We start from the raw sequence: 18,696 nt of genomic DNA, 5'->3' as shown, positions 1-18,696 counted from the left end.
TAGCTTAATGAGCGGATTAAGCCATTTTCTCTACAAGCTCAACTGCTTGACCAATGTATGAAGCTGGTGTCATTGCTTTTAGCTCAACTTTTACTGCTTCTGGTAGTTCAAGTGTATCGATAAACTCACTCATACCTGGGCCATCTACACGTTTACCACGCGTTAGCTCTTTTAATTTCTCGTATGGTTTTTCGATTGCGTAGCGACGCATTACCGTTTGAATTGGCTCTGCTAATACTTCCCAGTTTGCATCTAAGTCTTTCAGCATGTTTTCTTCATTTGCTTCAAGCTTGCTGATACCTTTTAGACTTGCTTCGTATGCGATCACTGAGTAACCGATAGCAACACCTAGGTTACGTAATACCGTTGAGTCTGTTAGGTCACGTTGCCAGCGAGAAACTGGTAGTTTCGCTGCTAAGTGATCAAAGATAGCATTTGCTAAACCTAAGTTACCTTCAGAGTTTTCGAAGTCAATTGGGTTAACTTTATGTGGCATAGTTGAAGAACCAATCTCACCAGCAATGGTTTTTTGTTTGAAGTGACCAAGGCAAATGTAACCCCATACGTCACGGTCAAAGTCTAATAGAATAGTATTGAAGCGTGCAATCGCATCAAATAACTCAGCGATGTAATCGTGTGGTTCGATTTGCGTGGTGAATGGGTTAAATGTAACGCCTAAACTTGTTACAAATTCTTCAGCAAAACCCTGCCAGTTAACTTCTGGGTAAGCACTTAGGTGAGCATTGTAGTTACCTACAGCGCCGTTTGTTTTACCTAGTTGTTCAGTTGCTTCGATTTGCTTAACTTGACGTTGTAGACGTGCTACTACGTTCGCCATCTCTTTACCTAATGTAGTAGGTGAAGCTGGTTGACCATGTGTACGAGACATCATTGGCATTGCTTTGTATTCGATTGCTTTTTCTTTAATCGCATCAACAACACGATTACAGTAAGGCAAGATAACGTCATTTTTAGCTGTTGATAACATCAGAGCGTGTGATAAGTTATTGATATCTTCTGATGTACAAGCAAAATGGATAAATTCAGATACAGCGTTAAGTTCAGCAACGTCAGCCACTTTTTCTTTTAAGAAGTATTCAACCGCTTTTACATCGTGGTTAGTTGTTGCTTCAATATCTTTGACACGTTGTGCATCAGCTTCACCGAAGTTAGCGACAATTGCATCAAGGTGTGCGTTTGCTTCAGCAGAGAAAGCAGGAACTTCTGCGATACCGTCTGTTTGTGCTAGTTTTTGTAACCAACGTACTTCTACTTGTACGCGGAATTTGATTAGACCAAACTCACTAAAAATATCGCGCAAAATTGCAGTTTTGCTACCGTAACGGCCGTCAACTGGTGATACAGCTGTTAGTCCTGAAAGTTCCATTTGTTGCTCCTAATGATATGTAGGTTGTTTAAATAGTTTCTTTATTCCCTTACTGGGAAAGAGTAATACGAATATTATGTTCTTAGTAAATTTTGTTTGGTTTGTTGCACTATCGCTTTGCGAGATAATAATAATTGACGACGTTTACCGCCAATTTGACGCCATAGTACAGCGGCACGCACACCGGCTAATAATAATGCGCGGATTTTATGTTGTGTTTGTGATTGTTGCAAGTAGCTAGGGTTACCATTAACTTGAATTTTAGGGCCTAAGTTACTAATTAGATCTTTATAGATAGAATCTAAGTTACTTAACACACTACTGTCATCAATTTCAAAATGTGCTAATTGACGATTCACTTGGTTAATACGTTCACCAAGTAGATTTAATGTGCCTGAATTAGCTGATAATTTGCGCTCCAAGGCCATCAAACCTGCTACATATTTAGTGATTTGCATATTACGGCTGCTGTCGACATTATCCAGTTGTGCAATCACGGTTTTGTAACCAAGTTTTAGTGATTCATGCCCACCTAAAATATCCAACGGAGCAGCACTATCAGTGCGTACTATTGAACGTAATGAGGCATTAAAGGCAACTGCATCGGGACAAATACCCTTAGTCGCAATCTTATCGACTAAGTAAGCTGCTTGGCACATTGCCGCAAAAGCAATGCTACGAGATTCTAAGGTATGGAATGACATGATCAGTACACTTCTTATTATAAATGAATGTGGAGGTAGACATTTATCTACCTCTAAGCCTTATTGCTTTATACAGCTTATATTTGGGCTACCAGCTACTTTTGCAAGTGCTGGTCAATAATCGCACCACCAAGACAAACTTCATCGAGGTAAAATACAGCTGATTGTCCAGGTGTTACTGCCGCTTGTGGCTGATCGAAGATAACTTCTAACGTATCATCGTCAATTGGGTTTACAGTACAAGGAATATCCGTTTGGCGGTAACGTGTTTTAACGGTACATTTAAAGCTTTCTTTCTTCGCTGTTCTATCTACCCAATCACATTTTTTAGCAATTAACCCATAAGAAAATAGCGCTGGGTGGTCTGCACCTTGAGCGACTAATAAACGGTTGTTTTCCATGTCTTTACCCACTACGTACCATGGGTTCTCATTTGAGTTTTGTAAACCACCTATGCCTAAACCTTTACGTTGGCCTAGCGTGTGGTACATCAAACCTTGGTGTTGACCAATGACTTCATTTTCAGGCGTAACAATGTCGCCGGGTTGAGCTGGTAGATAAGTCTGTAGGAAATCAGTGAACTTACGCTCACCAATAAAGCAGATACCTGTGCTGTCTTTTTTATTGTGTGTCACTAGATCTTGCTCTTCCGCAATACGGCGCACTTCTGGTTTTTCTAGTTCACCAACAGGGAATAAGGTTTTGGCAATTTGTTCGCCGCCCACCGCATATAAAAAGTAGCTTTGGTCTTTGTTAGTATCTAATCCACGTAGTAATTGTGCTTTACCATCAACTTCGCGGCGGCGACAGTAATGGCCAGTCGCGATGTAATCTGCACCTAAATCTTCAGCTGCAAATTCTAAAAAGGCTTTAAACTTAATCTCTTTATTACACATGATATCTGGATTAGGTGTGCGGCCCGCTTTGTATTCTTCTAAAAAATGTTCGAATACATTATCCCAATATTCTGCTGCGAAATTGATGGTATGTAGTTTGATACCTAATTTATCACAAACAGCTTTAGCATCTTGAAGGTCTTCAGCAGCAGAACAATATTCATCAGTATCATCCTCCTCCCAGTTTTTCATGAATAAGCCTTCAACTTGATAGCCTTGCTGCTGCAACAAGTACGCAGATACTGAGGAATCAACACCACCGGAAATTCCGACGATCACTTTAGTTTGGCTATTGTCTTTCATAAAATACTCTCCAACGAATTCAGGCGCAGATTTTAGCAGAATTTACAGTCAATTGAACTAATAATGTGAGCAAGATCTATCGAGCCGATTTACTCTGGTTTTGTGGTGTTTTTAAACAGGAAATGTCATTTCTTGATGGAGTTAAAACTTTTTAAAAATCATTTGTATTACTAATGGGGTAATAGTCATACTTTTAACATTCTCTTAAAAACTCATGGGCAGTAGTCGTTAGACTGTTGGAATAGTGTCAGAAACTAACAGAGCGCAAGGTCAACTCATTATTGGTTTCACGTTTCAACAAGGAAAATTCATGAATAAGCTTGGTTTTAAAAATATTTTAATTGTAGTGATTACCAGTTTGCTGATTTTAGCACTAGGTATCACTTCTTTTATCTCTATTGATAAGTTATCAGAAACGACGAAGAGTACGTTGATTAATAAGATCAGCAGTGCATCTCAATATGAAGCAAATAATATTAAGCAATATATCGCTTCATATTCCCAACCTGTCAGTAATTTAGCTGCATTATATAAAGCGAACAATTACCAAACAGACCATGAGAAGCATATGTTATTTGCTAAAGAGGCCACTGGGGTTGCTAAGTTGACGCTAGGGTTTGATGATGGGCGATCTTATACATCAAGAGCATCGGAATCTTTCCCTAATGGTATTGGTATTCCATCTAAATATGATCCTCGTACGCGTTCTTGGTATCAACTTGGTAAAAAAAGCGAAAAATTGACGTTAAGTGAAGTATTTGCCACTAAAGAGGGCGTCTTATTATTACTTGCAGTACAAGCTGTTCAGGATGGAGTGATTGCGTCCGATGTACGTTTAACTCGTTTACAAACATTAGTGGAAGGTGTGGATGTCGCCAAGGATTCAGTGGCGATTCTAGTAGACCAAAAGGGGATGGTATTAGCTTCAACTAGTGAAGTAGTAAAACCACAGGAGCAAATACAAGAAATAGATGAACTCAGTGATTTTTCAGCCAATATGTTAAAAAATGAACGTGTTATTGCTGATACTACATTAGCTGGAAAGCCAAGTTTATTGGTTTCCACCCGTGTTGAGTTGGAAGGTAGCGCGCCATGGTATTTGATGATTGCAGTTAAAGATGAAATAGCTTTTGCTGCAGTCTCTAAGGCAACTTGGGCATTGTTATTGTGGGTATTAATGATCACGTTATTATTTATTGTAGTGTTTATTTTTGTACTTAATCGCATCTATCAACCCGTAATAGCACTGAAAACGCTGGTGGGTAATTTATCCAATGGTGATGGTGATTTAACGCAACGTTTAGCGGTTAACTCGAATGATGATTTGGGGCAAATTGCCAGTAGTGTAAATCGCTTTATCGAAACATTACAGTTGATGATGTTGGATGTAAAAAAGGTGAGTGGGCGTTTATCTGAAGGCGTGGAAACACTGAAAAATCATTCTGATAATAGTGCAGGCATCTTAGCGCAACATCAGCAGGAAACGGATCAAGTTGTCACCGCGGTTGAAGAGTTGAGTGTGACTGCTGAAATGGTAGCTGCTAACGCACAGGATACTGCACAGTTTACGCAGGAAGCTAATCATTCTGGTGAAACGTCTAAAGATATTATTACTAATGCTCAGGTGAGCTTGCAACGCTTATCTAAAGAGGTTGAAAGTGCAACGGTTAATGTGGCTAATATGAGTCAGGAAACACAAGATATAGGATCTATTTTAAGTGTGATTGGTGCCATTGCAGACCAAACCAACTTGTTAGCGTTAAATGCAGCGATTGAAGCTGCCCGTGCAGGAGAGCAAGGGAGAGGCTTTGCAGTAGTAGCTGATGAGGTGAGAGCCCTAGCTGCACGTACTCAAACCAGTACGGGTGAAGTGGAAAATGCGTTAGAAAAACTACGCCATGAATCTACAGCAGTAGTGAGCTCAATTGATAGTACAAGAGCCACTAGCCAGCAAACCGTTTCAGAGGCTGCAAGTGTGGCTGAGAGCTTAGAAGTAATGAATAGTTTTGTTTCAAAAATTAATGATTTAAGTAATCAGATCGCCTCTTCGGCGCAGGAACAAAATGCAGTTATTAGAGAGGTGAGTCAAAACATGGCGCGTATTCACTCAATTGTACAAGAGTTAACGGTAACGGGGGCAAATGTGAATCAAGAAACCCATCATATTCATGAAGTTAATGAGCAGCTTAATAATATTGTAGGACGCTTTAAATTAGATAAATAACACTGCACCTGTATCAACAACCATCAGCATTTCTGGTCACCCTCTGTAATGCTTATGGTTGTATTTTACTATTTTATTTAGTCGAAACAGAAATAGGAGTCTTTAATCTAAAAGACTTATTTCATAATGACTAAGACTATTCTTCAGTAAGCGGAGCAACTCGTAGGCCTGCTTCTTCTTCATCAAAGTACTCTTTATCCAATAGTAATTGTTGCAATTCTTGTACTGTTATTTGCTCATTATTGAGCTGTTTTAATAACCGCTCTTCACATTGTTTTTTATAGTGTCTGATGTTAGAGATTGATATTCACGGCAGAAATAAAGTGGAGGTAGGCCAAAACTAAAAGCAGTTAATTGTGCTAAATGCATTGCGTTTAATGGAGTAATTAGTTGTGTTAATTGTAGTGCATTATCATTTTTACTTTCTGACATTCTGTTTTGCTCTCTTTAATATTTTGCAAGAAACTCTACATTAAAAAGCTACTTATGTCTTTGATATTAAAAATATGATGGGTGTTATTAAACAGTGTTTATTAAAAACCTAGGGGGGATCAATAATGCTATCGATAGAATACCAGCAAGATCACATTTAAACGGTTAACTTCATTCTACTATGTTCGCTGCTTTTCTGAAATGTTAGTTAAGGAGTAGTGATGTTGGCAAGTAATGTGAAACAATTTGAGCAGCTTGAAGAAACCTTATTAGCTTGTATTGATAAAGCGCGTATCTTTACTGAGCCAGCTCAGTTACTTGCCTATGGGACTGATGCTAGTTTTTATCGCTTAGTGCCTAAGGTAGTAGTGCGTTTGCATAATGCGAATGAAGTTATTTATACACTTCGAAGTTGTGCTGCCTTAAACATCTCTTGCACATTTAGAGCAGCGGGAACCAGTTTGTCTGGCCAAGCGGTATCTGATTCAGTATTAATTACATTAAGTGATCAATGGCGTGGGCATGAAATACTTGAACAAGGTCATAAGATTACATTACAACCGGGTGTTATAGGTGCTGATGCGAATAAATATCTATTACCTTATGGTCGTAAAATAGGTCCTGATCCTGCTTCTATCAATACCTGCAAAATAGGTGGGATAGCTGCTAATAATGCCAGTGGTATGTGTTGTGGTGTCGCACAAAACTCATATCGAACAGTCGATAGTATGCAGCTTATTTTTGCTGATGGAACGCAATTAAATACTGCCGATAATAACAGTGTGAGTCGCTTTAAAATGTCTCATCCTTCTTTAATTAATGACCTTAAAGATCTGTGTGAACAAGTAAAAAATGACAGCGCTTTAAGTAAGTTAATTAAACATAAGTATCGCCTTAAAAATACCACTGGCTATTCCCTAAATGCCTTAGTGGACTACCAAGATCCGATTGATGTAATTCAACATTTAATGATTGGTTCAGAAGGCACTTTAGGCTTTATCAAGGAAATTACCTATAACACGGTGATTGAGCATCGATATAAAGCCTCTGCATTAATTGTATTCAATGATATTGAAACGGCTTGCCAAGTGGTTTCTGTATTAGCGAAACTACCTGTGTCAGCGGTGGAAATGATGGATGGGCGAGCTATGCATTCGATTGCAGATAAACCTGGTATGGCTGCTTTTATTAAGCAGTTAGACTTAGAGGTCGGCACCTTATTAATAGAATCTAGAGCCAGTGACTTAGAGAGTCTTAATCAGCAGTGTGCGGCCGTGATGGAGGCTATTTCTAATTATACCGTTAAAGAATCCATCGAGTTTACGCGCGACCCAAGTGTGGTAGAAAGCTTGTGGGCAATACGCAAAGGTTTGTTTCCTGCTGTTGGGGCTGTTCGAGAAGTTGGTACAACAGTAATCATAGAAGATGTCGCTTTTCCTGTACAGCATTTAGCGGCAGGGGTTAGAGATTTACAGGCGCTGTTTGATCAGTTTGATTACCATGAAGCAATTATTTTTGGTCATGCATTAGATGGTAACTTACACTTTGTATTCACACAAAGCTTTGAAACAGAATCTGAAATAGTTCGTTACAGTGATTTTATGGATGCATTAACTCAGTTAGTGGCGATTAAACATAAAGGCTCACTAAAAGCAGAGCATGGTACAGGCAGAAACATGGCTCCATACGTCGAATTAGAGTGGGGCAAAGCAGGCTATGCATTAATGCAGAAGATTAAAGCGATTTTTGATCCCAACGGATTATTGAACCCTGGTGTGATTATTAATGAAAGTAGCCAAGCACATATTGAAAATCTAAAACCAATGCCTGCCGCGGATGATCTAATTGACCGTTGTATTGAGTGTGGTTTTTGTGAACCCGTTTGTCCGTCACGTACGCTGACATTATCACCGCGTCAGCGTATTGTGTTGTACCGAGAGATGAAACGTAGTGAACAAAGCGGTGATAGTGCATACAGTAAATCTTTAGCAGATACTTTTCAGTATCAAGGTATTGATACCTGTGCAGCGACTGGGCTATGTGCAGACCGTTGCCCGGTGGGAATTAATACTGGTGATCTCGTAAAAAAATTACGTTCTCTAAAATATCAACAGTTTGCACCTATTGCTCGTTGGACTGCGAATCATTTTAGTACTACGAATAAATTATTAAATGTAGGCTTGAAGGTTAACCAAGTCGCTCAAAAAACCTTTGGCTCTGCTCGGCTTAATAAAGCCAGTAAAGGCATTGCAAATCTATCTAATAACGGAGTACAACGTTGGTCGGCAGAAGTGCCTGGCGCAAATACTTTTAAGTTAAAAAGTACTTTCAATAAGCTTCATGGTCAACAAAACGATAAAAAAGTTGTGTATTTAGCATCCTGTTCAAGTCGAAGCATGGGGCAGCAAGCTGATAATAAAGATCAACGTTCTTTGACTGAAGTGACTAGCTCTCTGTTAGCTAAAGCAGGTTTTGATGTAATCATTCCAGATAATATTAATGACCTTTGTTGTGGTCAGCCACATGATAGCAAAGGCTTTTTTGATATAGCAAAACAGAAATCAGCGCAACTGGAAACTGCGTTATGGGAAGCTAGTGAGCATGGCAAGTGGCCTGTGTTAATGGATACTAGCCCTTGTGCAAAACGCAGTATTGAGGCTTTTTCAGAAGAAACTGTACAGCAGATGCAGGTAGTAGAGCCGAGTTTGTTTGTACTTAATTATTTGGTTGAATACTTGAATATTACGCCGCTACAAGAGCCGATTATGTTACACATTACTTGTAGTACACGAAAAATGGCATTAGATAAACAGATGCTACAGTTAGCACAGCAGTGTGCTTCTGAAGTGATTGTCCCTGAGCACATTGAATGTTGTGGTTGGGCTGGTGATAAAGGTTTTACAACACCTGAATTAAATAGTGCTGCATTATCACCTTTAAGGTCGCAAATACCCAATGGATGTACTCGAGGTTATAGTAATAGCCGTACTTGTGAGATAGGTTTATCACACCATAGTGGCATTGCTTACCAGTCTATTTTGTACTTGGTTGATGAAGTCAGTAGCTAAATCAAAAGTTACAGTCGTCTTTTAATGAGTGTCCTTGACAAGTATTGCATATTATTAATGCTTGTTAAGGGCACGGATATTGTTGACTAAACTCGTTAAATTTTTGCAGTAAAAAGTCGATTACCATGCGTAACTTCTTTCTTGGATATTCAGTTTGTAAGTAGACTAGCTGCACTGGTACATCTTCGCTGCGGTACTCTTTTAATAAAATGATCAATCTGCCTTGTTCAACATCTTTAGCAATATCTATCCAGTTTTTATAGGCGATCCCATGGCCGGCAATCGCCCATTCCCTTAACAGTGCGCCATCATTGGTGGTTTTAGCTGGCTCAATACGAAGATCTAATGCTTGGTTATCTTTTTGAAATTTCCATATATGTTGTTTGTTTTTGCCTAAATTCCAGTTTAATAAACGATGCTGTTGTAACTCGGCAGGACTGTTTGGTTGACCATGCTGTTTAATATAATCTGGCGAGGCAACCACATAACGTGGTGATGAAGCTAGGTATCTACGCTTTAATGGCGAGTCTGCTAAATGCCCATAACGTAATGCTATTTGTAAGTTTTGCTCTATTAAATCACTGTTGTGATCACTTAAATGCAGCGTCATGGTGACTGAAGGTGTTGCGGATAAAAATTCTTCTAGCCAGTGACTAACTATATTGCGACCTAAGTCAGATGGCACACTTAACCCTATATCACCGCTCACTTGGTCATTATTGTTGTTTAACGTATTACTGGCGACTTCCAATATTTGAATGGCGTCTTTACTGCTTTCAATGAACAATTTTCCCTCTTCGGTTAATTGCATATTTCGCGTGGAACGAATAAATATTTGGCAGTTTAGCCTTTTCTCCAAGCGTTTAAGTGCAGCGCTTGCTGCCGCTGGCGTTAAGTTTAATTCTCGGCTAGCAGCAGAAATACTGTTCAGATCGGCAATTCGAATCGCCAATTTCAGGTCGTTTAAATGATACATATTCAAAAATAATTTTAAAGTTATTCAAATTTATTCGTTATTATCAAATAAAATAATCAAGCGTACAATGTATTTATAAACTAGCAGTGGGTCTATGAATCCAGCTTATTTTTATATCGGTAACATCGCTGGTGTTATGAATATTAAATTCTTTGATTTAAGTACGACGAAAGGTATGTCTATGAAGCAAACAACAAATGAGACGCACGAGCAAATTATTAGTGATTTAGCGACACGTTATACAACCAAAAAATACGATCCTAGCAAGAAAGTGTCACAACAGGATTTAGCGGTGTTGTATGAAAGTTTGCGTCTTTCTCCTTCTTCAATTAATTCTCAGCCGTGGAAGTTTATTGTGATTGAAAGTGATGCTGCAAAACAGAGAATGCATGACTCTTTTGCCAATAAACATCAGTTTAATCAGCACCTAATATTTGATAGTTCGCATATTATTTTATTTGCACACAATCCAACTTATACCCGTGCTGATTATGCAAAAGTCGTTGATAAAGGTATACAGGATAAACGCACTGCATTAGAAAATAGAGAAAAAGCCTTTGGTGGATTCCATTTTGCTGAGAGCAATACTGACCAGCAAGGCAATAACAGTGCATGGACTAAAGCACAGCTTTATATTGCATTAGGTAATGCAATGCATACATTGGCGCGTTTGAAAGTTGACTCAACGCCTATGGAAGGCATTGACCATGAACTCGTTGGTGAGATATTCGCTGAAGAGCTAAATGGTTTCGAATGTCACGTTGCATTGGTTATTGGTTACCATCATGCTTCTGAAGATTACAATTTTAGTTTACCTAAAACACGCCTAGCATTATCAGATGTATTAACGGTTCTTTAATCAACTAAGTTTCTGAACAGTTAGGTCTTTTATAAAAATAATGACTTGAAGTGATATCATTTCAAGTCATTATTGACACTTTTGAATCAATTTGTAACCCGTTCTTTAGTGCTAATACTAATTATATTCAATCAGTTTTTTATCAAGCAAACTAGAACAGTTAGCTCGCTTGATTGATATCAAATTAAGCTTTGCAACTACCTCTTAATATTTACCTCCCTTGTTTTGCGTAACGTTTGTTACAATTTCTCCATATTTTCTTCACAATCTTTTCCGGTTTTTACTTTATGATGAATGCAATACCATTGATGACAATTAAGATCATTCGCTTAATTTTATTGGTGTTAGCTGTTATAAACACTACCTATACGCTTTTACCTCACTTTAAATAGAAGAAATAAAATGAAAAAATTCAACCCAGTTTTTATCTTAATAAGTTTTTTACTGAGTCTATTTAGCAGTTTTGCTATGGCACTCACGCCTTCTCCAGCAGTGCCTATTTATAGCGAGGTAGTCGGTGCTTATGAAGTATCAGAATCCTTATCTTTAATTGGAAAGTTACAAGCTAAGGAGTATGTGAGCATCGAGTCTGAGGTTGCGGCCAAAGTAACCCAAATTGCAGTGCAAGCTAATCAAAAAGTTAAAAAGGGTCAGCTGCTTATAAAGTTGAATAGTGCTGGTGCCAATGCATTATTAGCTGAAGCAAAAGCTTATTTAGCCAATGAGCAACGTACCTTAAAAGATTATCAGCGTCTTATCGGTAAACAAGCGATCACGCAAACAGAGTTAGATAGCCAAGCTTCAGTCGTTGCAATCGGTAAAGCTCGATTATTAGCCGCACAGGTGTTTATTGATAATCACAATATTACTGCACCTTTTGATGGCACCATAGGGTTATTAGATTTTAGCGAAGGTAAGATGGTTGCAATTAGCGAGTCGCTTTTGACACTAGATAACCTTTCCGAAATGACCTTAGATTTACCTGTTCCAGAACGTTACCTTTCTAAAATACAAGTAGGCATGGAAGTATCAGCTAAAACACGTGCTTGGGGGGATCAACCTTTTGTAGGTAGAGTGGTTGCGATTGATTCTCGTATTAATCCAGATACATTAAATTTACGTGTTCGGTTACTTTTTGATAATAAAGATGAGTTTTTAAAACCGGGTATGTTGATGTCTGCGAACTTAGTGTTTAATGCCGTTAATGAGCCTATTATAGCTGTGCAATCTTTAGAGTATTCAGGCACTAAACGTTTTGTTTATGTCGTTGGTGACGATAATAAAGTATCTCGTCGAGAAGTAGTATTAGGTCCCCGTATTAGAGACCAGGCTGTGATTGCATCAGGTTTAGAGATTGGTGAGCGAATTGTTGTGCAAGGTCTGGTTAATATGCGTGACGGACTAACTATTAAAGATTTAAGTACAGTAGAGCAAGCCGGTGAAACCACCGTGAATGTTAATGCGTTACAGAAGGATAACAAATAATGTGGTTATCCGATGTATCAGTAAAACGACCGGTAATGGCCATTGTAATGAGCCTATTACTTTGTGTTTTTGGGATTGTCTCCTTTGAAAAGCTAGCTGTTAGAGAGATGCCTGATGTAGAAAGTCCAGTGGTATCGATTACTACTCGTTATGAAGGTGCTAGTGCTACCATCATGGAAAGTCAGGTGACGTCAGTGATCGAGGATCAAGTGACAGGTATCAGTGGCATTGACGAAGTAGAATCGGTCACTCGTAATGGTATGTCGCGTATTACTGTCACCTTTGATATCGGTTGGGATCTTACCGAAGGGGTGAGTGATATACGAGATGCCGTTGCTAAAGCGGAAGGAGCCTTACCAGATGAAGCTGATGAGCCAATTGTGTCAAAAGATGACGGTTCTGGGGAGCCTTCTTTATACATTAATCTCAGGTCCTCAACCATGGACCGAACTCAACTAACCGATTACGCCGAGCGTGCTCTAACGGATCGATTCAGCTTAATCAGTGGAGTGAGTTCAGTCAATGTGACTGGTGGTTTATACAAAGTCATGTACGTTAAGTTATTGCCGGATTTAATGGCAGGGAGATCTGTCACTGTCAATGATATTCTTTCTGCATTAGAAGCTGAAAATGTAGAAAGCCCCGGCGGCGAAGTACGCAATGATACAACAGTTATGTCAGTACGAACTGCGCGCTTGTATGCACAGCCTGAGGACTTTGATTATTTAGTGGTACGTCGTGCTAACGACGGTACTCCTATCTACTTAAAAGATGTGGCAGAAGTAAATGTTGGGGCTGAAAATGAGAACTCTGCGTTTAAAAATAATGGCATTGTTAATATCAGTTTAGGGGTTGTTACACAAACCGATGCAAACCCTTTAGATGTTGCCGCTGCAGTGCGATCTGAAGTTGATAAAATCCAACAATTCTTACCTGAAAATACTGAGTTAGAATTAAATTATGATTCTACGGTATTCATTGAGCGTTCCATTGATGAAGTATATAACACGCTATTAATCACCGGAGGGTTAGTGGTCTTGGTGTTATATATCTTTATTGGTCAAGCTCGAGCAACCATTATTCCTGCGATCACTGTACCTGTTTCTCTGATTTCTGCTTTCATTGCCGCTTATTACTTTGGTTTTTCGATCAATCTTATTACCTTAATGGCGCTTATTTTATCGATAGGCTTAGTGGTGGATGATGCGATTGTAGTGGTGGAGAATATATTTCACCATATTGAGCAAGGTGAAAAACCGTTAATGGCTGCTTATAAAGGCACCAGAGAGGTTGGCTTTGCAGTAATAGCAACAACGTTAGTTTTGGTGATGGTCTTCCTACCTATTTCATTTATGGATGGCATGGTTGGATTATTGTTCACTGAATTTTCTGTGTTATTAGCAATGTCGGTGATTTTCTCCTCGTTTATCGCATTGACGTTAACTCCGGTTTTAGCCAGTAAAATGCTCAAGGAGCATCAGCAACAAAATCGCTTTAATCGTTGGGTGGATAAACAATTCTCACGTTTAGAGGGCGTTTATCGTGGGGGTTTAGGTTATGCCATTAAATTACGTTTAGCGGCACCTTTGGTTATTCTTGCTTGTATCGCGGGCAGTTACTTCTTGATGAAACAAGTGCCATCGCAACTTGCACCGAAAGAGGATAGGGGGGTTATCTTTGCCTTTGTAAAAGCCGCAGAAGGCACCAGCTTTAATCGTATGTCTGCGAATATGGATTTAATCCAAGAACGTCTATTACCTTTATTGGGACAAGGCGTGATTAGATCCTTTAGTACACAAGCACCTGCTTTTGGCGGCAATGCCGGAGATCAAACGGGCTTTGTTATCATGGTGCTAGAGGATTGGAATGAACGTACCGTTTCGGCTAATCAGGCATTAGGGTTAGTGAAGAGAACGTTAGATGATTTACCTGATATTCGGGTTCGACCTTTATTACCTGGTTTCCGTGGCGGATCTAGCGATCAAGTAGAGTTTGTTTTAGGCGGTTCTGATTATAGTGAGTTAGGTAAATACGCTGAGCTATTAAGACAACAAGCAGAAGCTGATGGGATGGTTGTTGGTAGTGATTTAGATTATTCAGAAAAAACACCTGAATTGTTAGTTTCTTTGGATAAAGAGCGTGCTGCAGAATTAGGCGTTAGCTTAGATGAAATCTCTGAAACTTTAGAAGTGATGCTCGGGGGGAAGAGTGATACTACTTATGTAGAGCGTGGTGAAGAGTATGATGTTTACCTACGTGGCGATGAAAATAGCTTTAATAATGTGAGTGATTTAAGCCAAATTTACATGCGCACTAAAGATGGTGAATTGATTACATTAGATACATTAGCAGATATTGAAGAAGTCGCGTCTGCTAGTCGCCTATCGCATTTTAATAAGCAGAAATCTATTACGCTTGGTGGTAGTGCAGCGGAAGGTAAATCATTAGGTGAAGTGTTAGATTATTTGGATGCCAAAGCTATCGAACTATTTCCAAGCGATATTACCGTTTCATACACTGGTGAATCACAGGAGTACCGTGAAAATAGTAGCAGTGTGTTAATTGTTTTTGGGTTGGCATTGCTGGTGGCTTACCTAGTATTAGCAGCTCAGTTTGAAAGCTTTATTAATCCACTCGTCGTTATGTTTACCGTACCGATGGGGGTTTTAGGTGGTTTCATTGGTATGGTGTTAATGAATCAAGGCCTGAACATCTACAGTCAAATTGGCATGATCATGCTGATTGGCATGGTGACCAAAAACGGCATTTTAATTGTAGAATTTGCCAATCAGTTACGTGACCGTGGTAAGAGCTTAGATACTGCTATTATTGATGCTGCTGCGCGTCGACTTCGTCCGATCTTAATGACGGCATTTACTACCTTAGCTGGCTCCATTCCATTGATTTTATCTGTCGGAGCAGGCTCTGAAAGTCGTATATCAGTGGGGACGGTGGTGTTCTTCGGAATGGCCTTTGCTACAATCGTAACATTATTTGTTATTCCGGCCATGTATCGATTGATTTCCGGGAGTACGCATTCACCGGGCCATGTTGAAGCATTGTTAAATGAAGAACTGCGTTTGAGTGAAGCAATGTCAAAGCAAGATAAATCAGTATAAGTTAATGATAAAGTGATGCTAAAAAGCGAGGAGAGTAACAACTTCTCGCTTTTTTTATATTCGCAGAGAAATTGTTCTTAAACTCCTTTCTAAAATTTAGTACCCTCTGGGCTTTAATTAATAAAACAGGGTTTATCATGCTTAAGTTTATTTTAATTGTGGCGATTGTAATCGTGGCATTTTTTGTTTTTCAATCGATGACTTCAGGGAGAGATGCACCTGTAAACATCCAAAAAGGGCAAGGCTTCCTAGCTGAAAATGCAACGAAAGAAGGCGTTGTTAGTACTGATTCAGGTTTACAGTACTTAGTGTTAGAAAAAGGTGAAGGAACAGAGCACCCAACAGCAAAGAGTAAAGTTAAAGTACATTACCATGGTACATTAATTGATGGCACTGTATTTGACAGTTCTGTGGAACGTGGTGAGCCAATCTCTTTTGGTTTAAACCAAGTGATTCCGGGCTGGACTGAAGGTGTACAATTAATGGTAGAAGGTGATAAATTCCGTTTCTTTATCCCAAGTCGACTTGCTTATGGTAATCGTAGTGCAGGTAAAATTCCTGCTGGTTCATTATTGATTTTTGATGTTGAATTACTAAAAATTAATCCATAATGATTTGATAACAATACACCTTTAATCATGAGAGGTGTATTGTTGTGCCTATTCACAAGGCGGTGCCATGTGAATAACCGCTAAACCTCCCTGTGATGTCTCACGATATTTTTTATTCATATCTTTCCCTGTTTGGTACATAGTCGCGATCACCTTATCTAGAGATATAAGGGATTTACTGTTACGTTTCAAAGCCATTCTTGATGCATTAATCGCTTTCATTGCGCCCATGGCATTACGTTCAATACAAGGTATTTGTACTAAACCTCCTATTGGATCACAGGTCATACCTAAAGAGTGCTCCATGGCTATTTCAGCAGCGATACATACTTGTTCATTACTGCCCCCTTGGATTGCGGTTAAGCCAGCAGCTGCCATTGAAGAGGAAACACCTATTTCTCCTTGGCAACCTACTTCGGCACCAGAAATAGACGCATTGCGCTTATATAACATACCAATCGCAGCGGATACTGCTAAAAAGTCTTTAAGCTGCGTAGTATCAATTTTGCGTAGGTATTTATGGTAATACATCAATACGGCTGGAATTACTCCTGCTGCACCATTAGTTGGTGAGGTCACCACCTGCCCTCCTGCTGCATTTTCTTCACTCACTGCAAAAGCATATAAGTTAACCCAATCTAAAGCACTCATTGGATCATTATCTATACCTTCGTTTGCTTGTAAGGTTTTTAATAATGCAGGTGCTCGCCTTACCACTTGTAATCCACCCTCTAAAATACCTTCACTGGTTAATCCTCGCTCTAAACAGAGGCTAATTACTTTCCAGATCTTTTCAGCCGTTGCGTCTAGGGTTTGTTGATTGGTAAAGGTTAGTTCGTTTTGCAATACTAAACCGCCAATACTTAATCCATTTTTATCTGCTTGCGCTAGTAAATCATTCGCTGAATTAAAGGGAAAGGGGACTTGACGCTCAGTGTTCTCAGTCGGGGTTAATAATTGTTGTTCAGTGCTAATAAACCCACCACCTGTGGAGTAATAGGTTTCTGAGTCAAGTAGTGTTTCTCCCTGGTAAGCAAGAAAACGAAGCGCATTTTCATGCAGAGGTAAGCTGGTTTTATGAAATTCAATATGAATCGCAGGATCGAATGCAATAGGTGTGTGATTAAGAAATGTTAATGTTTTTTGTTCAGAGGTTTTCTGCAAAAGTGCCTTTGCAGTTGCTGCTTTAATGGTGTCTGGTTTATAGCCACTTAATCCCAATATAATTGCTCTGTCTGTATGATGTCCTTTACCTGTAAGAGATAAAGAGCCATATAGTTGAACAGTGATAGAGGTGATTAGTTTTGCTTGTGCTTTATTTTCAGTTGCAAATAAATAAGCTGCTAGCATTGGGCCACTGGTATGCGAGCTGGAAGGACCTATACCAATTTTATAGATATCGAAAATGGATAGCATTAAATACTCCTTAACATTATCAACAGCTCGCCTTAGATAGTTGACATCCAAGGCACTTGTTTGAGGTTATTGTGGTTAATTTATAATGCTGATATTTTTTATTGGCAATTGAGTTTATATTGCTGTGAAAAGTATCTTCCCAAGGTATTATCAGGTGTTACATCTGCAGCCAGTGCTAATGTATAAGCTCTCTGTGCGTCTGACACTTTAGGCTCTACTATTTCACCGTTACAAGCAGAGATAAGTTGCTCGGATAGCTGTACATCACCTTTATTTAACCAAGACATATCAACAAAATAGGTTTCATCGTAAATATAAAGTCTGAAGTTTTTTCCTGCAAAAGCAATAGGTGAAGATAACGGAAGTTCAAAACTGAGCACTATCTTATCTTTATCTTTCACCATTTGTGGGTGGATCGCACTTTTATATTTTACTGGCGTATTACCGTCGTATAAATAAGTAAAATAGTGTTCGTTATACAGGTTAGCGATAACAGCCTTTGTTAGTTTTTGTAGTGTAGCTTCAAGGTTATCTGGGCTTACATCTTCACCTTGTAGCATATAAGCCGAAGTATCTGCATCAAATGACCAAGTCATATGGAGCGACCTAATATGTGCCTCGTGAGTTTCAAAATAAGTGTTGGTATTAACCCATGCGTGTGGATGGGCCGATAAAAGCGTTGGTAATAGCAGCGCTATAATAAAGAGTATTTTACGGCACCAGAGGCTTTTATTTTTTGTGATAAAAAAGTACATACTAAGGTTTTATTAATAGCGTTTTTGTTTTGAGTTAGGCGTAAGTTCTTGCTCAAACTCTTCAGGGAACAAAATAATGCCATTTAATTGGTTATCAGGGAAAATCACGATAGATAATTCGTCTTCTGTTAAGCCGGGTGTCCAGCGTGAAAACCAAGTTGTTAAATCAATGGCTTGTGCTGTACAGTGTGACCACTCATCTGTCGCCCAGTCTTCAGCAAATACTTTATTAGGCCATACAGGCACACAATCTTCATCTTCCGTATTAAGCATTACACAGCCATGCTCATCAACTAATAACCATACTTCTTGTTGTTTTTGAATTTCTTTACATAAGTATTGAAACCGTTGTTGAGCATCAAATTTTAAAATTTCTTTAATACGTTGTGGCGTTAAATCGCTCATATATTGTCCTATTCGCTCTGTTAATAAAGTACATTGCTAGCTTAAAGTAAATGGAA

General features: G+C 39.0%; 14 protein-coding genes. 6 read left to right on the top strand and 8 right to left on the bottom strand.

The annotated features are described in order from the left end of the window. Positions 1–16: 16 nt before the first annotated feature. The 3 genes from purB to mnmA form a co-directional block, all read right to left on the bottom strand. A complete protein-coding gene (gene purB / locus OW492_RS12530; protein ID WP_290040389.1) occupies positions 17–1,387 on the bottom strand; it encodes an adenylosuccinate lyase in 1,371 nt (456 codons plus the stop codon). A 74-nt stretch (positions 1,388–1,461) separates the two neighbouring features. After that, positions 1,462–2,091 carry a high frequency lysogenization protein HflD gene (hflD, locus tag OW492_RS12525; protein ID WP_290040387.1) on the bottom strand — a complete coding sequence of 210 codons (630 nt, stop codon included), beginning with the start codon at positions 2,089–2,091 and terminating at the stop codon, positions 1,462–1,464. Positions 2,092–2,186: 95 nt separating this feature from the next. Further along, entirely contained in the window at positions 2,187–3,329 is a 1,143-nt protein-coding gene (gene mnmA / locus OW492_RS12520) for a tRNA 2-thiouridine(34) synthase MnmA (RefSeq protein WP_290040539.1), read from the bottom strand. A 271-nt stretch (positions 3,330–3,600) separates the two neighbouring features. Between mnmA and OW492_RS12515 the strand changes: the two genes are divergently transcribed. Next, positions 3,601–5,514 (top strand): methyl-accepting chemotaxis protein, encoded by a 1,914-nt coding sequence (locus OW492_RS12515; protein ID WP_290040385.1) that lies wholly within the window; start codon positions 3,601–3,603, stop codon positions 5,512–5,514. Between the two features lie 252 nt (positions 5,515–5,766). Here OW492_RS12515 and OW492_RS12510 read toward each other — a convergent pair whose 3' ends face one another. After that, the gene (locus OW492_RS12510; protein WP_290040383.1) at positions 5,767–5,946 is read right to left on the bottom strand and encodes a hypothetical protein; all 180 of its coding nucleotides are present in this window, start codon (positions 5,944–5,946) and stop codon (positions 5,767–5,769) included. A gap of 221 nt (positions 5,947–6,167) precedes the next feature. Between OW492_RS12510 and OW492_RS12505 the strand changes: the two genes are divergently transcribed. Then, positions 6,168–9,014, top strand: a complete 2,847-nt coding sequence (locus OW492_RS12505) for an FAD-binding and (Fe-S)-binding domain-containing protein (protein WP_290040381.1) — start codon at positions 6,168–6,170, stop codon at positions 9,012–9,014. Positions 9,015–9,078: 64 nt separating this feature from the next. Here the strand turns inward: OW492_RS12505 and OW492_RS12500 are convergent, their stop codons facing one another. Beyond that, on the bottom strand, positions 9,079–9,990 hold the full coding sequence (locus tag OW492_RS12500; RefSeq protein ID WP_290040379.1) for a LysR family transcriptional regulator: 912 nt from the start codon (positions 9,988–9,990) through the stop codon (positions 9,079–9,081). A 181-nt stretch (positions 9,991–10,171) separates the two neighbouring features. On the opposite strand from OW492_RS12500, the gene OW492_RS12495 reads away from it, so the two are divergent. The 4 genes from OW492_RS12495 to OW492_RS12480 all read left to right on the top strand — a co-directional run bounded on the left by OW492_RS12495 (position 10,172) and on the right by OW492_RS12480 (position 16,064). Further along, positions 10,172–10,849, top strand: a complete 678-nt coding sequence (locus OW492_RS12495; protein WP_290040538.1) for an NAD(P)H-dependent oxidoreductase — start codon at positions 10,172–10,174, stop codon at positions 10,847–10,849. A gap of 402 nt (positions 10,850–11,251) precedes the next feature. Then, positions 11,252–12,334 carry an efflux RND transporter periplasmic adaptor subunit gene (locus tag OW492_RS12490; RefSeq protein WP_290040378.1) on the top strand — a complete coding sequence of 361 codons (1,083 nt, stop codon included), beginning with the start codon at positions 11,252–11,254 and terminating at the stop codon, positions 12,332–12,334. Further along, positions 12,334–15,453, top strand: a complete 3,120-nt coding sequence (locus OW492_RS12485; protein ID WP_290040377.1) for a multidrug efflux RND transporter permease subunit — start codon at positions 12,334–12,336, stop codon at positions 15,451–15,453. Before OW492_RS12490 ends, OW492_RS12485 begins: the two co-directional genes overlap by 1 nt. A gap of 137 nt (positions 15,454–15,590) precedes the next feature. After that, the gene (locus tag OW492_RS12480; RefSeq protein WP_290040376.1) at positions 15,591–16,064 is read left to right on the top strand and encodes an FKBP-type peptidyl-prolyl cis-trans isomerase; all 474 of its coding nucleotides are present in this window, start codon (positions 15,591–15,593) and stop codon (positions 16,062–16,064) included. Between the two features lie 48 nt (positions 16,065–16,112). Here OW492_RS12480 and OW492_RS12475 read toward each other — a convergent pair whose 3' ends face one another. The 3 genes from OW492_RS12475 to OW492_RS12465 all read right to left on the bottom strand — a co-directional run bounded on the left by OW492_RS12475 (position 16,113) and on the right by OW492_RS12465 (position 18,640). Further along, positions 16,113–17,480 (bottom strand): L-serine ammonia-lyase, encoded by a 1,368-nt coding sequence (locus tag OW492_RS12475; protein ID WP_290040375.1) that lies wholly within the window; start codon positions 17,478–17,480, stop codon positions 16,113–16,115. A gap of 98 nt (positions 17,481–17,578) precedes the next feature. Beyond that, positions 17,579–18,235: a DUF1007 family protein gene (locus OW492_RS12470; RefSeq protein ID WP_290040373.1), complete on the bottom strand. Its 657-nt coding sequence runs from the start codon at positions 18,233–18,235 to the stop codon at positions 17,579–17,581. 12 nt (positions 18,236–18,247) lie between these two features. Beyond that, complete coding sequence (locus OW492_RS12465; protein ID WP_290040372.1) at positions 18,248–18,640, bottom strand: DUF2750 domain-containing protein; 393 nt, start codon at positions 18,638–18,640, stop codon at positions 18,248–18,250. Positions 18,641–18,696 lie beyond the last annotated feature (56 nt).

Source organism: Psychromonas sp. 14N.309.X.WAT.B.A12 (assembly GCF_030397575.1).
GTDB lineage: Bacteria > Pseudomonadota > Gammaproteobacteria > Enterobacterales > Psychromonadaceae > Psychromonas.
The sequence above is the reverse complement of the archived record's forward strand: the minus strand, read 5'-3'. Positions and strand labels throughout refer to the sequence as shown.

What these genes read in the sequence shown, in the direction of transcription:
- OW492_RS12495 (WP_290040538.1), top strand. Translation starts at nt 10,172, where the DNA reads ATGAAGCAAACAACAAATGAGACGCACGAGCAAATTATTAGTGATTTA.
- OW492_RS12490 (WP_290040378.1), top strand. Translation starts at nt 11,252, where the DNA reads ATGAAAAAATTCAACCCAGTTTTTATCTTAATAAGTTTTTTACTGAGT.
- hflD (WP_290040387.1), bottom strand. Translation starts at nt 2,091, where the DNA reads ATGTCATTCCATACCTTAGAATCTCGTAGCATTGCTTTTGCGGCAATG.
- OW492_RS12485 (WP_290040377.1), top strand. Translation starts at nt 12,334, where the DNA reads ATGTGGTTATCCGATGTATCAGTAAAACGACCGGTAATGGCCATTGTA.
- OW492_RS12470 (WP_290040373.1), bottom strand. Translation starts at nt 18,235, where the DNA reads ATGTACTTTTTTATCACAAAAAATAAAAGCCTCTGGTGCCGTAAAATA.
- OW492_RS12500 (WP_290040379.1), bottom strand. Translation starts at nt 9,990, where the DNA reads ATGTATCATTTAAACGACCTGAAATTGGCGATTCGAATTGCCGATCTG.
- OW492_RS12465 (WP_290040372.1), bottom strand. Translation starts at nt 18,640, where the DNA reads ATGAGCGATTTAACGCCACAACGTATTAAAGAAATTTTAAAATTTGAT.
- OW492_RS12475 (WP_290040375.1), bottom strand. Translation starts at nt 17,480, where the DNA reads ATGCTATCCATTTTCGATATCTATAAAATTGGTATAGGTCCTTCCAGC.
- OW492_RS12510 (WP_290040383.1), bottom strand. Translation starts at nt 5,946, where the DNA reads ATGTCAGAAAGTAAAAATGATAATGCACTACAATTAACACAACTAATT.
- OW492_RS12505 (WP_290040381.1), top strand. Translation starts at nt 6,168, where the DNA reads ATGTTGGCAAGTAATGTGAAACAATTTGAGCAGCTTGAAGAAACCTTA.
- OW492_RS12515 (WP_290040385.1), top strand. Translation starts at nt 3,601, where the DNA reads ATGAATAAGCTTGGTTTTAAAAATATTTTAATTGTAGTGATTACCAGT.
- OW492_RS12480 (WP_290040376.1), top strand. Translation starts at nt 15,591, where the DNA reads ATGCTTAAGTTTATTTTAATTGTGGCGATTGTAATCGTGGCATTTTTT.
- purB (WP_290040389.1), bottom strand. Translation starts at nt 1,387, where the DNA reads ATGGAACTTTCAGGACTAACAGCTGTATCACCAGTTGACGGCCGTTAC.